14 protein-coding genes are annotated in these 13,705 nt (G+C 70.0%); 7 read left to right on the top strand and 7 right to left on the bottom strand.

All coding sequences use genetic code 11. From position 1 onward, the window contains the following. Together tal and tkt are read right to left on the bottom strand one after the other, a co-directional pair. Positions 1-727: transaldolase (gene tal, locus AC1DZA_RS18395; protein WP_476773831.1), on the bottom strand; the 727-nt coding region annotated here is incomplete at its 3' end. A 26-nt stretch (positions 728-753) separates the two neighbouring features. Further along, the gene (gene tkt / locus AC1DZA_RS18390) at positions 754-2,847 is read right to left on the bottom strand and encodes a transketolase (protein WP_476773830.1); all 2,094 of its coding nucleotides are present in this window, start codon (positions 2,845-2,847) and stop codon (positions 754-756) included. Between the two features lie 322 nt (positions 2,848-3,169). On the opposite strand from tkt, the gene AC1DZA_RS18385 reads away from it, so the two are divergent. Continuing rightward, a complete protein-coding gene (locus tag AC1DZA_RS18385) occupies positions 3,170-4,090 on the top strand; it encodes a heme o synthase (protein ID WP_309978733.1) in 921 nt (306 codons plus the stop codon). Positions 4,091-4,097: 7 nt separating this feature from the next. On the opposite strand, the gene AC1DZA_RS18380 is transcribed toward AC1DZA_RS18385, so the two are convergent. Together AC1DZA_RS18380 and AC1DZA_RS18375 are read right to left on the bottom strand one after the other, a co-directional pair. Next, positions 4,098-4,691 carry a gamma carbonic anhydrase family protein gene (locus tag AC1DZA_RS18380; protein ID WP_476773829.1) on the bottom strand — a complete coding sequence of 198 codons (594 nt, stop codon included), beginning with the start codon at positions 4,689-4,691 and terminating at the stop codon, positions 4,098-4,100. 7 nt (positions 4,692-4,698) lie between these two features. Next, on the bottom strand, positions 4,699-5,637 hold the full coding sequence (locus tag AC1DZA_RS18375; protein WP_476773828.1) for a COX15/CtaA family protein: 939 nt from the start codon (positions 5,635-5,637) through the stop codon (positions 4,699-4,701). 247 nt (positions 5,638-5,884) lie between these two features. Here AC1DZA_RS18375 and sufB point away from each other — a divergent pair, with 247 nt between their 5' ends. The 5 genes from sufB to AC1DZA_RS18350 are packed head-to-tail and all read left to right on the top strand — an operon-like array spanning position 5,885 to position 9,997. Continuing rightward, on the top strand, positions 5,885-7,303 hold the full coding sequence (sufB, locus tag AC1DZA_RS18370; protein WP_309978728.1) for a Fe-S cluster assembly protein SufB: 1,419 nt from the start codon (positions 5,885-5,887) through the stop codon (positions 7,301-7,303). 14 nt (positions 7,304-7,317) lie between these two features. Continuing rightward, a complete protein-coding gene (sufD, locus tag AC1DZA_RS18365; RefSeq protein WP_476773827.1) occupies positions 7,318-8,487 on the top strand; it encodes a Fe-S cluster assembly protein SufD in 1,170 nt (389 codons plus the stop codon). A gap of 2 nt (positions 8,488-8,489) precedes the next feature. Further along, the gene (locus tag AC1DZA_RS18360; protein ID WP_309978724.1) at positions 8,490-8,816 is read left to right on the top strand and encodes a non-heme iron oxygenase ferredoxin subunit; all 327 of its coding nucleotides are present in this window, start codon (positions 8,490-8,492) and stop codon (positions 8,814-8,816) included. 50 nt (positions 8,817-8,866) lie between these two features. Next, on the top strand, positions 8,867-9,646 hold the full coding sequence (gene sufC, locus AC1DZA_RS18355) for a Fe-S cluster assembly ATPase SufC (protein ID WP_476773826.1): 780 nt from the start codon (positions 8,867-8,869) through the stop codon (positions 9,644-9,646). A gap of 21 nt (positions 9,647-9,667) precedes the next feature. Beyond that, positions 9,668-9,997 carry a metal-sulfur cluster assembly factor gene (locus tag AC1DZA_RS18350; RefSeq protein ID WP_476762812.1) on the top strand — a complete coding sequence of 110 codons (330 nt, stop codon included), beginning with the start codon at positions 9,668-9,670 and terminating at the stop codon, positions 9,995-9,997. Positions 9,998-10,051: 54 nt separating this feature from the next. Here the strand turns inward: AC1DZA_RS18350 and AC1DZA_RS18345 are convergent, their stop codons facing one another. Next, positions 10,052-12,091: a M3 family metallopeptidase gene (locus AC1DZA_RS18345; RefSeq protein WP_476773825.1), complete on the bottom strand. Its 2,040-nt coding sequence runs from the start codon at positions 12,089-12,091 to the stop codon at positions 10,052-10,054. 85 nt (positions 12,092-12,176) lie between these two features. Here AC1DZA_RS18345 and AC1DZA_RS18340 point away from each other — a divergent pair, with 85 nt between their 5' ends. Beyond that, positions 12,177-13,010, top strand: a complete 834-nt coding sequence (locus AC1DZA_RS18340) for a methyltransferase domain-containing protein (protein ID WP_476773824.1) — start codon at positions 12,177-12,179, stop codon at positions 13,008-13,010. Between the two features lie 23 nt (positions 13,011-13,033). On the opposite strand, the gene AC1DZA_RS18335 is transcribed toward AC1DZA_RS18340, so the two are convergent. Beyond that, positions 13,034-13,258, bottom strand: a complete 225-nt coding sequence (locus AC1DZA_RS18335) for a hypothetical protein (RefSeq protein WP_309978716.1) — start codon at positions 13,256-13,258, stop codon at positions 13,034-13,036. Next, the gene (locus AC1DZA_RS18330) at positions 13,258-13,704 is read right to left on the bottom strand and encodes an N-acetyltransferase family protein (protein WP_476773823.1); all 447 of its coding nucleotides are present in this window, start codon (positions 13,702-13,704) and stop codon (positions 13,258-13,260) included. Before AC1DZA_RS18330 ends, AC1DZA_RS18335 begins: the two co-directional genes overlap by 1 nt. Between the last annotated feature and the right edge of the window lies 1 nt (position 13,705).

Genomic DNA, 13,705 nt, shown 5'->3' with positions numbered 1-13,705 from the left:
GCTGGTACGCGAGCCGGGCGTTCGCGATGCCCGCCTTGCTCTTCAGGCCCAGGGCCTCGTCGGTGCCGATCTGCGCGAGTCGCTTGTCGATCTCGGTGTCGACGCGGGACACGAAGAACGACGCGACCGAGTGGATCGTGGCCAGGTCGATGCCCGCGGCCTTCGCCTGCTCCAGGCCGGTGAGGTACGCGTCGATGACCTGCCGGTACCGGTCCAGGCTGAAGATCAACGTCACGTTCACGCTGATCCCCGCGCCGATCGCCGCGGTGATCGCTCCGAGCCCCTCCACCGTCGCCGGGATCTTGATCATCACGTTCGGACGATCCACCTTCGCCCACAACGCATGCGCCTGCTCGATGGTGCGCTCGGTGTCGTGCGCGAGGTCGGGTGCCACCTCGATCGACACGCGGCCGTCGTACCCGCCGCTCGCGTCGTACACCGGGCGGAAGATGTCGGCGGCGTCGCGCACGTCGTCGGTGGTCGCCTCGAACACCGCGGTGTCGAGGTCGGTGCCGGCCTCGGCGAGCGTGTGCAGCTGCTCGCGGTAGGCGTCACCCTTGGCGAGTGCCCCGGCGAAGATCGTCGGGTTGGTGGTGACGCCGACGACGTTGCGCTCGGCGATCAGGCGCGCGAGGTCGCCCGTGGTGATGCGGTCGCGGGACAGGTCGTCGAGCCAGATGCTCACGCCGGCTTCGGAGAGCGCGGCGGTGCGGGAGTTGGTGCTCATGGCGATGTGTTCTCCTTCTGCGCGCGTCAGGCCGACGCGAGCGTCTCCTTCGCGGCGGCGACGACGGCGTCCGTCGTGATGCCGAACTCGCGGAACAGGGTCTTGTAGTCGGCGGATGCGCCGAAGTGCTCGATCGAGACGCTGCGGCCACGGTCGCCCACGTAGGGGCGCCACGACAGCGAGATGCCGGCTTCGACCGACACCCGGGCCGTCACGGCGGCGGGAAGCACGGACTCGCGGTACGCGGCATCCTGCTCCTCGAACCACTCGAGGCTCGGCGCCGAGACGACGCGCGCCTGGATGCCGTCGGCCGCGAGCTGCTCGCGGGCGGCCACGGCCAGCTGCACCTCGGAGCCCGTGGCGATGAGGATGACGTCGGGCGTGCCCGACGGCGCCTCGGCGAGGATGTAGGCGCCCTTCGCGAGCCCGGCCGCAGACGCGAGCGTGTCGCCGGATGCCGCGCCGTCGCCGCGCTCGAACACCGGGATGTTCTGGCGGGTGAGCGCGATGCCCACGGGGGCGTCGCGCCGCTTCAGGATCTCGAGCCAGGCGATGGCGGTCTCGTTCGCATCGGCCGGGCGGACCACCGTGAATCCGGGGATCGCGCGGAGCGTCGCGAGCTGCTCGATCGGCTGGTGGGTCGGTCCGTCCTCGCCGAGCGCGACCGAGTCGTGCGTCCAGACGAAGATCGAGGGCACCTTCATGAGCGCGGAGAGGCGCACGGCGGGGCGCATGTAGTCGCTGAAGATGAGGAACGTGCCGCCGAATGCGCGGGTCTTGCCATGCAGCACGATGCCGTTGACGATCGCCGCCATGGCGTGCTCCCGGATGCCGAAGTGCAGCACGCGGCCGTAGGGGTTGCCGGCGAACTCGTGCGTCGACCACTCCTCGGGGATGAACGAGGCCGCGTCGTTGATCGTCGTGAGGTTCGACTCGGCGAGGTCGGCCGAGCCGCCCCAGAATTCGGGGAGCACGCCCGCGAGGGCATTGATGACCTTGCCCGACGCGGCGCGGGTCGAGACCTCGGTGCCACCTTCGAAGGCGGGGAGGACGGATGCCACGTCGTCGGGCAGCTCGCCGGCCTCGAGCCGGTCGAGCAGCGCCTTCTTCTCGGGGTTCGCCTCGGCCCACGCGTCGAACCCGACCTGCCACTCGGCGTGCGCCGCGGCGCCGCGCTCACGGGCGGCACGGGTGTGCTCGAGGATGTCCTCGGCGACGACGAAGGTCTGCTCGGGGTCGAAGCCGAGCACCTCCTTCGTGGCGGCGAGCTCCGACGCGCCGAGCGCGGAACCGTGGATCTTGCCGGTGTTCTGCTTGCCGGGGCTGGGCCATCCGATGATGGTCTTCAGGATGATGATCGACGGCTTGGCCGCCTCGCCCTTGGCCGCCTCGATCGCGCGGTGGAGCTCGGCGACGTCCTCGACGTACTGGCCGGTCTTCTTCCAGTCGACCGTCTGGACGTGCCAGCCGTAGGCCTCGTAGCGCTTCGCCACGTCTTCGGTGAAGGCGATGTTCGTGTCGTCCTCGATGGAGATCTGGTTCGAGTCGTAGATCACGACGAGGTTGCCGAGCTGCTGGTGGCCGGCGAGCGAGGAGGCCTCGCTGGTGACGCCCTCCTGGAGGTCGCCGTCGCCCGCGACGACGTAGATGAAGTGGTCGAAGGGGCTCGTGCCCGCCGCGGCGTCGGGGTCGAAGAGGCCGCGCTCGAAGCGAGCGGCGTAGGCGAAGCCGACGGCCGAGGAGAGGCCCTGGCCGAGTGGGCCCGTGGTGATCTCGACGCCGTCGGTGTGGCCGTACTCGGGGTGGCCCGGGGTCTTGGAGCCCCAGGTGCGCAGCGCCTTGAGGTCGTCGAGCTCGAGGCCGTCGCCGGCGAGGTAGAGCTGCACGTACTGCGTGAGCGAGCTGTGGCCCGCGGAGAGGATGAAGCGGTCGCGGCCGAGCCAGCCGTGGTCGGCCGGGTCGCGCCGCATGACCTTCTGGAAGAGGAGGTAGGCGGCGGGCGCGAGGCTCATCGCCGTGCCCGGGTGCCCGTTCCCGACCTTCTCGACGGCGTCGGCCGCGAGCACGCGCGCCGTGTCGACCGCGCGATCGTCGATGGGTTCCCACTGCAGATTGGCCACGAGGTGCTGTTCCTTCCGATCGTGACGGCGTCGGGAACCGTCCGGCCCCCGACCCGCCGGGACGTTGCGGCGCGGTTCCGCCAGGCCGCGGGTTCTGCCGGGAGTCGTTCGGGAGGCCGGCGTGATCGAACCCGTGAAGCCGGGCGCGCAATCCTCAGTATATGGATTCGGGGGTGGTCTGTGACGGGGGATGACTCACGGCCGAGTCCGCGCTATGTGAGGCGGAAAGCGTATTCCGGATGTCGCGCTCTCGCGCATGGCCTAGAATCGTCGAGGGTCGCGCGGGGAGTGCTCGCGTGCGCCCGCGCCCGGAAGAGGAACGATGTCGGCAGCTGTACACACTCGCGAGTCGCGACCGCAGATGACGGTACGGCGCAAGCTCTCCGCCTACCTCGCGCTCACGAAACCGCGGGTCATCGAACTCCTGCTGGTGGTGACCGCGCCCACCATGATCCTCGCGCAGAACGGCCTTCCGAACCTGTGGCTGCTCGTCGCGACGCTCATCGGCGGCGCGATGAGCGCGGGCGCGGCCGGCGCCTTCAACTGCTACATCGACCGCGACATCGACCGCGTCATGAAGCGCACGCAGGGGCGGCCGCTCGTGACGGGCGAGCTCACCGACCGCGAGGCGCTCGTATTCGCCTACGGGCTCGGCGCGGCATCCATCGCCTGGCTCTGGATCTTCACGAACTGGCTGGCCGCGGCGCTGTCGCTCGGCGCGATCCTGCTCTACGTCGTCTTCTACAGCCTGATCCTCAAGCGTCGCACGTCGCAGAACATCGTGTGGGGCGGCGTGGCGGGCTGCATGCCGGTGCTGATCGGCTGGGCCGCCGTGACCGAGAGCCTCAGCTGGACGCCGTTCATCCTGTTCCTCATCATCTTCCTGTGGACGCCGCCGCACTACTGGCCGCTCTCGATGAAGTACAAGGACGACTACGCGGCGGCCGGGGTGCCCATGCTCGCCGTGGTGCGGGGGCGGGCGCAGGTCGGCCTGCAGGTCATCCTCTACGCCTGGGCCACGGTCGCGTGTTCGCTGCTGCTCATCCCGGTGGCCGGCATGGGCCTCGTCTACTCCACCGTCGCCGTGGTGACGGGGGTGTGGTTCGTGTCCGAGACGCACCGCCTCTACAACCTCGCGATCCGCCACGTGCAGGTCTCGCCGATGCGGGTGTTCCACGGCTCGATCGCCTACCTGTCGCTGCTCTTCCTCGCCATCGGCATCGACCCGCTGCTGCCGTTCTGAGTCGGCGTCAGTCGATGACGATGTCGTCGTCGTGGGCGGCGTAGAAGTCCGACTGGCGGCGCATGATCTCGCGCATGCCCTGCTCGCCGGGGACGCCGTAGACGGTGCCCACGAAGTCGAGCCCCCGCTGCACGTCCCAGATCTCCTCGTGGCGTTCGGGCGGGAGGATGCGGGCCGGGTCGCCGACCGCGACCCACGCGATCGGCACCACCTCGCCGGCCGGGATGCGGGTATTCACCTGGACGACGCCGTTGATCCGCACCTCGGCGCCGGCCTCGACGACGGCGCCGGGGAACACGGAGGCCCCCGTGGCGATGAACGCCTCGTCGCCGATGCTCGCGCCGTTCACGTGCGCGTGCGGCCCGACGAGCACGCGATCGCCGATGACCACCGGATGCCCCGATCGACCGCGCACGAGCGCGTGCTCCATCACGACGCACTCGGCGCCGACCGTGATCGCGCCGTCCTCGGCGGTCAGCACCGCACCGTGCAGGACCCTGGTGCGCGGCCCGACGCGCACGTCACCCGACAGCACCGCCGTCGGGGCCACCGACGCCGTGGGATCGACGACCGGGCGGCGGCCCCGATGCTCGATCAGCACGAGCGCCTCAGCGTGCGGATGCCGCGACCGGCGCGGCGGCGGGCGCGGCATCCGTCACCGCGGGTCGCTTGAGGTGCAGGACGACCACCGTCATCGTCGCGGCGGTGAGCGCGGCGAGCACCATGTGCACGCCCACGGCGAGCGGCGGGAGGCCGTTGCGCGCCTGGTAGAGGCCGACCGCGATCTGCACGAGCTCGACCACGAGCAGGGCGCCCACCCAGCGCAGCGTGGGCAGCCGCAGCCGCCACGCGCCGACCAGCAGCACGATCGTGAGCGCGAGCAGGGCGTAGCCGGGCCACGCGTGCACGTGCTCGAGCACCTCGGATTCGAAGCCGTTGCGGCCCGCGGCGGCATCGCCCGAGTGCGGCCCCGACCCGGTGGTGAGGACGCCGAACACGATCGTGAGCGCGAGCACGCCCGTGGTCGCATGCGTGAGCGCGGCATACCAGCGGGGCACGGCGAGCTCGCGAGGGCCGGGCTGCGCGTCCATGCGGACCAGGAACGCCGCGCATACGCAGACGAGGAGGAGCGACGACACGTAGTGGAATCCCACGATGAAGGGGTTGAGCCCCGTCCACACCGTGATGCCGCCGACGATCGCCTGCGCGACGATGCCGGCGCCGACGATGAAGGCGAGCACGAACAGGTCACGGCGCTGGGCGCGGATGCGCCAGACGAGCACGAACAGCGCGAGGGCGATGAGCCCCACGACGCCGGTCATCATGCGGTTGCCGAACTCGATGAGCCCGTGGATGCCCATCTCGGGCGTGGTGATCAGCGAGTCGGCCGTGCAGGTCGGCCAGGTGGGGCATCCGAGGCCTGAGCCTGTGAGCCGCACCGCACCGCCCGTCGCGATGATCACGACCTCCGCGACGAACGACAGCCAGGCGAAGACGCGGATCCGCCCGTCGACTCGGTCGGGCAGCCATTGGATGAAGCGGTTCACGCTGGTCGTCCTGATCCGGGTCGCACTGTGACGGCGCTGGGAGTACGGAGCACCCGACAGCGCGACCCTATAGACTTGAAGGGTTGGGAAGGCCCGCGAGGCGCGCGTCAGCGCGATGCGAGCTCCCAGCCATCTTAGGTTCGCACTGGAGCCGCCCGCACATCATCACCCAGCCAACGAGCGCCTCGACTCGCGAGGGAATGAGCCGGACTCATATCCGGTTGCACGGGAGGAGAAGAGGGAGAGCATGACGGACGTACTGATCGACCGCCCAGAACTCGAAGGACTCGGTGTCTACGAGTTCGGATGGGCCGACTCCGACGCTGCAGGGGCATCCGCACGACGCGGGATCTCGCCCGAGGTCGTCGCCGACATCTCGGCCCTGAAGAGCGAGCCCGAATGGATGCTCCAGCGCCGCCAGCGCGCGCTGCAGCTGTTCGAGCGCAAGCCCATGCCCACCTGGGGGGCCGACCTGTCGGAGATCGACTTCGACAACATCAAGTACTTCGTGCGCTCAACCGAGAAGCAGGCCCAGACGTGGGAGGACCTGCCCGACGACATCAAGAACACCTACGAGAAGCTCGGCATCCCCGAGGCCGAGCGCCAGCGCCTCGTCGCCGGCGTGGCCGCGCAGTACGAGTCCGAGGTGGTCTACCACCAGATCAACGAGGAGCTCGAGCGCCAGGGTGTCATCTTCATGGACACCGACACCGCGCTGAAGGAGCACCCCGAGTTCTTCGAGGAGTACTTCGGCACCGTCATCCCGGCCGGCGACAACAAGTTCGCGGCGCTGAACACGGCCGTGTGGTCGGGCGGGTCGTTCGTCTACGTGCCGCCCGGCGTGCACGTCGAGATCCCGCTGCAGGCGTACTTCCGCATCAACACCGAGAACATGGGCCAGTTCGAGCGCACGCTGATCATCGCCGACGAGGACAGCTACGTGCACTACATCGAGGGCTGCACCGCTCCCATCTACAAGAGCGACTCGCTGCACTCGGCCGTCGTCGAGATCATCGTGAAGAAGAACGCCCGGGTGCGCTACACGACGATCCAGAACTGGTCGAACAACGTCTACAACCTCGTGACGAAGCGGGCGACCGCGGCCGAGGGCGCCACCATGGAGTGGATCGACGGCAACATCGGCTCGAAGGTCACGATGAAGTACCCGTCGATCTTCCTGATGGGCGAGCACGCCAAGGGCGAGACCCTCTCGGTGGCCTTCGCCGGTCCCGGCCAGCACCAGGACGCCGGCGCCAAGATGATCCACATGGCGCCGTACACGCAGTCGTCGATCGTCTCGAAGTCGATCGCCCGTGGCGGCGGCCGCGCCGGCTACCGCGGTGAGGTCCGCATCGACGCGAACGCGCACCACTCGGCGAACACCGTGCGCTGCGACGCCCTGCTCGTCGACACCATCTCGCGCTCCGACACCTACCCGGCGATCGACATCCGCGTCGACGACGTGCACCTCGGACACGAGGCCACGGTCTCGAAGGTGAGCGAGGAGCAGCTCTTCTACCTGATGAGCCGGGGCATGCCCGAGGACGAGGCCATGGCCATGATCGTTCGCGGCTTCATCGAGCCGATCGCCCGCGAACTGCCCATGGAGTACGCGATGGAACTCAACAAGCTCATCGAGATGGGCATGGAAGGATCGGTCGGCTAGGAATGACCGCCCAGATGACCAGCACAGCCATGCCCACAGCCGAGCAGCACGGCCTCGTCGCGCATTCCGACGGCGCCTTCGTGCCCGTGCAGACGCGTTCCGAGCGGTTCCGCTCGGTGAACGTCCAGGACTTCGCGCCGGTGAACGGGCGCGAGCACGAGTGGAAGCTCTCGCCTGTGGCGGCCTTCGCCGACCTCACGGGCGGCGAGCTCGACGGCGCCCGCCTGCCGATCGAGACGACGGATGCCCCGGGCGTCGACGTCTCGTGGATCGCCCGCGACGACGCCCGCATCGGCACCGCCGGCACGCCCGAAGAGCGTGCGAGCGCCAACGCATGGACGTCGTTCGACGAGGCCCTCCTCGTCTCGGTCACCGGTGAAGACGAGAAGGTCGTCGCCGTGACCCGATCCGGCCTCGGCAACGCGCCCCGAGGCGCCCACACCGTCATCCAGATCGCGCCGAACAGCCGCGGACTCGTGGTGCTCCGGGGCATCGGCGACGCTCGACTCAGCGAGAACGTCGAGATCCTCGTCGGCGACGGTGCATCGCTCACCGTGGTCTCGCTGCAGGAGTGGAACGACGACGCGGTGCATCTCTCGAGCCAGTTCGCCCGGCTCGGCCGCGACTCGTTCCTGAAGCACATCGTCGTCTCCCTCGGCGGCAAGGTCGTGCGGGTCAACCCGTCGACCCACCTGGCCGAGCAGGGCGCCGACATCGAGTCGCTCGGCCTCTACTTCGCCGACGCCGGCCAGCACCTCGAGCAGCAGGTGTACGTGCACCACGACGCACCGCACACGAAGAGCCGTGTGACCTACAAGGGCGCGCTGCAGGGCGCCGGCGCACGCACGGTGTGGATCGGCGACGTGCTCATCGGCAACGCCGCGACCGGCACCGACAGCTACGAGCAGAACCGCAACCTCGTGCTCACCGACGGCACCCGTGCCGACTCCGTGCCCAACCTCGAGATCGAGACGGGCGACATCGAGGGGGCCGGGCACGCCAGCGCCACCGGCCGCTTCGACGACGAGCAGCTGTTCTACCTCATGGCCCGCGGCATCAGCGAAGACGAGGCCAGGCGCCTCGTCGTGCGTGGATTCCTCACCGAGATCGTCCAGAAGATCGGCTCGCCCGAGCTCGAAGCGCGGCTCCTCGTCGCGATCGAGGCAGAACTGCAGGTGAGCTGACCGTGGCATCCGTTCGTGTCTGCGGCGTCGACGAGCTCGGCGTCAACGAGGCGTCCCGCTTCGTGCTCGACGGCGTGGCGATCGCCGTCGTGAAGGATGCCGCCGGCGAGGTCTTCGCGATCGGCGACACCTGCACGCACGGCGACATCTCCCTGGCCGAGGGCTTCGTCGAGGACGACACGCTCGAGTGCTGGGCCCACGGCTCCAAGTTCTCGCTCCGCAGCGGCAAGCCGCTCACCCTTCCCGCCTACGAGCCCGTCCCGGTGTTCCAGGTCGAGGTCAAGGACGGCGGCGTCCACATCGATCCCTCGGTCACCCTGACCGTCTGAACCAGCTTCCGGCCCGGAACGGCCGGCTCACGAAAGAGATTCACCACCACATGTCAGTGCTCGAGATCAAGAACCTGCACGTCAACGTCGATACCGACCAGGGCACCCGCGAGATCCTCCGCGGCGTCGACCTCGTCATCAACGAGGGCGAGATCCACGCCATCATGGGCCCGAACGGCTCGGGCAAGTCGACGCTCGCGTACACGATCGCCGGCCACCCGAAGTACCACGTCGTCGAGGGCGAGATCCTCCTCGACGGCGAGAACGTGCTCGAGATGTCGGTCGACGCGCGCGCCCGCGCAGGCCTGTTCCTCGCGATGCAGTACCCCGTCGAGATCCCGGGCGTCACCGTGACGAACTTCCTCCGCACGGCGAAGACCGCCATCGACGGCGAGGCACCGTCGGTGCGCACCTGGGTGAAGGACGTCCGCGAGTCGATGGCGAACCTGCGCATGGACTCGAACTTCGCCGAGCGCAACGTCAACGAGGGCTTCTCGGGCGGCGAGAAGAAGCGCAACGAGATCCTGCAGCTCGAGCTGCTGAAGCCGAGGTTCGCCGTGCTCGACGAGACCGACTCGGGCCTCGACGTCGACGCGCTGAAGATCGTCTCCGAAGGCGTGAACCGTGCCAAGGCGAACACCGGCCTGGGCATCCTGCTCATCACGCACTACACGCGCATCCTGCGCTACATCAAGCCCGACTTCGTGCACGTCTTCGTGGCGGGCCGGATCGCCGAGCAGGGCGGCCCCGAGCTCGCCGACCGCCTCGAGGACGAGGGCTACGACCGCTACCAGGTCGCGGAGCCCGCGGCGGCGGCCGCGGCCGAGTAGGCCGCGACTAGAATCGACATCATGGTCACCTCACTGGCTCCCGAGCGCTTCGACCAGGTCACCGAGGCACTCAAAGACGTGATGGACCCCGAGCTCGGCGTGAACGTCGTCGACCTCGGGCTCATCTACGACCTCGGCTGGGACGACGAGCACGACGCCCTCGTCATCCACATGACGCTCACGAGCGCCGGATGCCCCCTCACCGACGTGCTCGAGGAGCAGACCGCCGAGGCGCTCGACGGCGTCGTCGACGCGTTCCGCATCAACTGGGTGTGGATGCCGCCGTGGGGCCCCGAGCGCATCACCGACGACGGGCGCGACATGATGCGCGCCCTCGGGTTCGCGATCTAGCCGAGCTCGACGAGATGCCCCGGATGCCGCCAGGCAGCCGGGGCATCGTCGCGGTCACGCCAGTCCGCGCCGGCGCAGGAGCGGCTCGATCGACGGATCCCGCCCGAGCAGCGCCCTGATCGACTCGCCCGGGTCGCGGGAGCCACCGGGGTTGAGGATCTCGCGTCGATACCGGGCGCCGTTCGCCCGGGTCGCGCCGCCGTGCTGCTCGAACCACTCCATGATGTCGGCACCGGGCACCTCGCTCCAGATGTACGAGTAGTACCCGGCGTCGTAGCCGCCCGCGAAGACGTGCGCGAAGTAGGTCGTCGAGTAGCGCGGCGGCACGAGCGGGTCGTCGAGGCCGGACGCCGCGAGGGCGGAGCGCTCGAACGCCGCGACATCCGCCACCCGCTCGTCGGCGCTGATGCGGTGCCAGGCCTGGTCGAGGGCGGCGGCCGCCAGGTACTCCACCAGGTCGAAGCCGGCGTTGAAGCCGCGGGCGGCGGTGAGGCGATCGACGACCTGCTGCGGCATCCGCTCGCCGGTCTCGTGATGCACGGCGAACCGCTCGAGCACCTCGGGCCGGAGCAGCCACAGCTCATTGACCTGGCTCGGCAGCTCGACGAAGTCGCGGTAGACGTTCGTCCCGGCCTGCGACGGGTACCGCACGCGGGCGAGCAGGCCGTGGAGGGCATGCCCGAACTCGTGGAAGAGCGTCTCGGCCTCGTCGAACGTGAGCAGGGTGGGTTCGCCCGGCGCCGGCTTCGGGATGTTCATGTTGTTGACCACGACCGCGAGCTCGCCCGTCAGCTCGGACTGCGACACCAGGGCGCTCATCCAGGCGCCGCCGCGCTTGGAGTCGCGCGTGTACGGATCGAAGAGGTAGAGACCGACGGGCATGCCGTCCTCCTCGAAGACCTCGAACACCCGGGTGTCGGGGTGGTAGCCCACCAGGTCCTCCCGCGCGGTGAAGCGCAGGCCGTACAGGAGGTGGGCCGCGTGGAACACGCCGTCGATGAGCACGCGATCGAGCTCCAGGTACGGCCGGAGCTCCCCGAGGTCGAGGTCGTGCTGCTCCGTGCGGACCTGCTCGGCGAGGAAGGACCAGTCGGCGGCGACGGGCGCGCGGGCGCCGATGGCCGACGCTCGCGAGGCGAGCACGTCGCGCTCGCGTGCCACGTTCCGCATGGCCGGGGCCGTGAGCTCGGCGAGGAGCCCGGTGACGGCCTCGGGGGAGCCGGCGGTCTCGCCCGCGGTCACCGCTGCCGCATGGTTCGGGAAGCCGAGGAGCCGGGCGCGCTCAGCTCGGAGCCGGACGATGTCGAGCAGGGTCTGCCGGGTGTCGTGCTCGCCGCCGCGGCATCCGCGCGACCGGGAGGCCTCCAGGAGCCGGTCGCGCACGTCGGACTGGGCGAGTGCCGCGAGCGCGGGCTGGCCGGTGGGGAGCACCAGGGTGAGCAACCAGCCGTCGAGCCCACGGGTGCGCGCCGCCTCGCGGGCGGTGGAGCGCGCACCCGCATCGAGGCCGGCGAGCTCCGCCTCGTCGACGAGGTGGAGGGCGAGGTCGTTCGTGTCCGCGAGGAGGTGCTGCTGGAAGGCCGTGGTCAGCGTCGAGAGCTCGGCGTTCAGGGCGGCCAGGCGCTCGCGCGCCTCGGGGTCGAGCGCGGCACCCGCGAGCACGGCCTCCCGATGGACGCGTTCGAGGAGGTACGCCTGGTCGGGATCGAGCCCGAGCTCCTCGCGCATGCCGTGCAGCACGCCGATCCTGGCGAACAGCCGCGGATCGAGGCGGATCGCGTCGTGGTGGGCGGCGAGGAGCGGCGCCAGCTCCGCGTCCAGCGCGTCGATCGCCTCGTCGGTGTCGGCCGAGCTCGCGTTCTCGAAGGCCGGGAGCACGCGCCGCAGCAGCTCGCCCGAGCGCTCCAGGGCGACGATGGTGTTGGCGAACGACGGCGGCGCCGGATCATCGGCGATCGCCTCGACCTCCGCACGCTGCTCGTGCATGCCCTGCACGATCGCGTCACGGTAGTGCTCGGGCCGCAGGAGCGCGAACAACGGCAGCCCGTAGGGGAGGGTGCTGGGTTCGAGGAACGGATTCGACGCGTCGCCCATCCGACCACCCTATGGCGTTCGCGTGGCTGCTCGCCTGCCGGATCGCGTGGCGGGAGGGCGGCCACGGCGGTCGTAGGCTCGGAACATGCATGGCGACGCAGAGTCCATCGAGTCCGCACCGGCCGAGGCCTACACGCACGGCCATCATGAGAGCGTGCTCCGCGTGCACTCATGGCGCACCGTCGAGAACTCGGCTGCCTACCTCGCTCCCCACCTCGAGGCTGGTGCCCGGATCCTCGACGTCGGCAGCGGGCCCGGTACGATCACGATCGACCTCGCGCGCCGGGTGCGCCCGGGTCGGGTCGTCGGCGTGGATGCCGCCTCCGATGTCGTCGCGCGTGCGAACGGACTCGCCGCGAGCGAGCGCGTCGACAACGTGGAGTTCCACGTGGGCGACGCCTACGCGCTCGAGTTCGGCGACGCGTCCTTCGACGTCGTGCATGCCCACCAGGTGCTGCAGCACCTCGCGCGCCCGGTCGATGCGCTGCACGAGTTCCGCCGCGTGCTGAAGCCCGGGGGACTGCTCGCCGTGCGCGACGTCGACTACGGGGGTGTCATCTGGAGCCCCGGATCGGCAGGGCTCGACCGCTGGCTCGAGCTCTACCACGACGTGGCCGTCGGCAACGGTGGCGAGCCCGACGCCGGCCGGCACCTGAAGCGGTGGGTCCGCGAGGCCGGCTTCACCGAGATCGAGGCGACGGCGACGAACTGGGTGTTCTCGACCGAGCTCGAGCGCGAGTGGTGGGGCACCTCGTGGGCCGATCGCGCCACCCGGTCGCAGTTCGCGGCGCACGCCATCGAGTCGGGTCACTCGAACCGGGCCGAACTCGAGCGCATCGCCACGGCCTGGCGCGAGTGGGCGGCAGACGAGGACGGCTGGCTGCTCATGCCGCACGCCGAGGTGCTCGCCCGCGCCTGAGGGCGAGATCCGAGCGAGTCCGGCTACCAGTCCTCGTCGGCGTCGTGCACGTCGACGATCGTGTCGCTCACGACCGTGCCGTCGTCGAGCTCGACGATTGGCCGTCCCTCGAGCCAGGTGAGGGTCCAGTGCCGGCCCTCGCCGTTGCCGGGGTGCCCCGCCTCAGCCGCGGCGATGCGCGGGCGCAGGTCGGTCGGCACCGACGCCGGCGGCTCCGCGCCGAACGACCACCGGGTGCCGAGCCGCATCAGGCGTCCATCTCGTAGGTCACCCACGTCGTGCGGCGGGCGAGCTCGTCGTAGAGGCGCCGGGCGTCGGCGTTGTCCTCGGCGGTGATCCAGCTGACCCCGCCGGTGCCGACCTCGAGCGAGCGCGCGTGCACGAACTCGATGAGCGCGCGGCCGACTCCCGCACCGCGGACGGCCTCGCTGACGTAGAGGTCGTCGAGGTGGATGCCCCGCGTCGCCTGCAGCGTATCGGGCACGACGCGGAAGTGCGCGAGTCCGACCGGAGTGCCCTCGTCGTCGACGGCGAGCGCCGCGTGGAGCGGGTCGTGCTCGTCGCGGATCCAGTTCCACACGATGAGCGCCTTCGCGTCGTCGAGCTCGGTGTCGTAGAACTCGCAGTACGCCTCGAACAACGGCAGCCATCCGAAGAAGTCGTCGTCGCCTGCCAGGCGGATCTCGTGTGCCATC

The sequence above is a fragment of the Agromyces sp. P2_B3 genome (assembly GCF_056404815.1).
The sequence above is the reverse complement of the archived record's forward strand: the minus strand, read 5'-3'. Positions and strand labels throughout refer to the sequence as shown.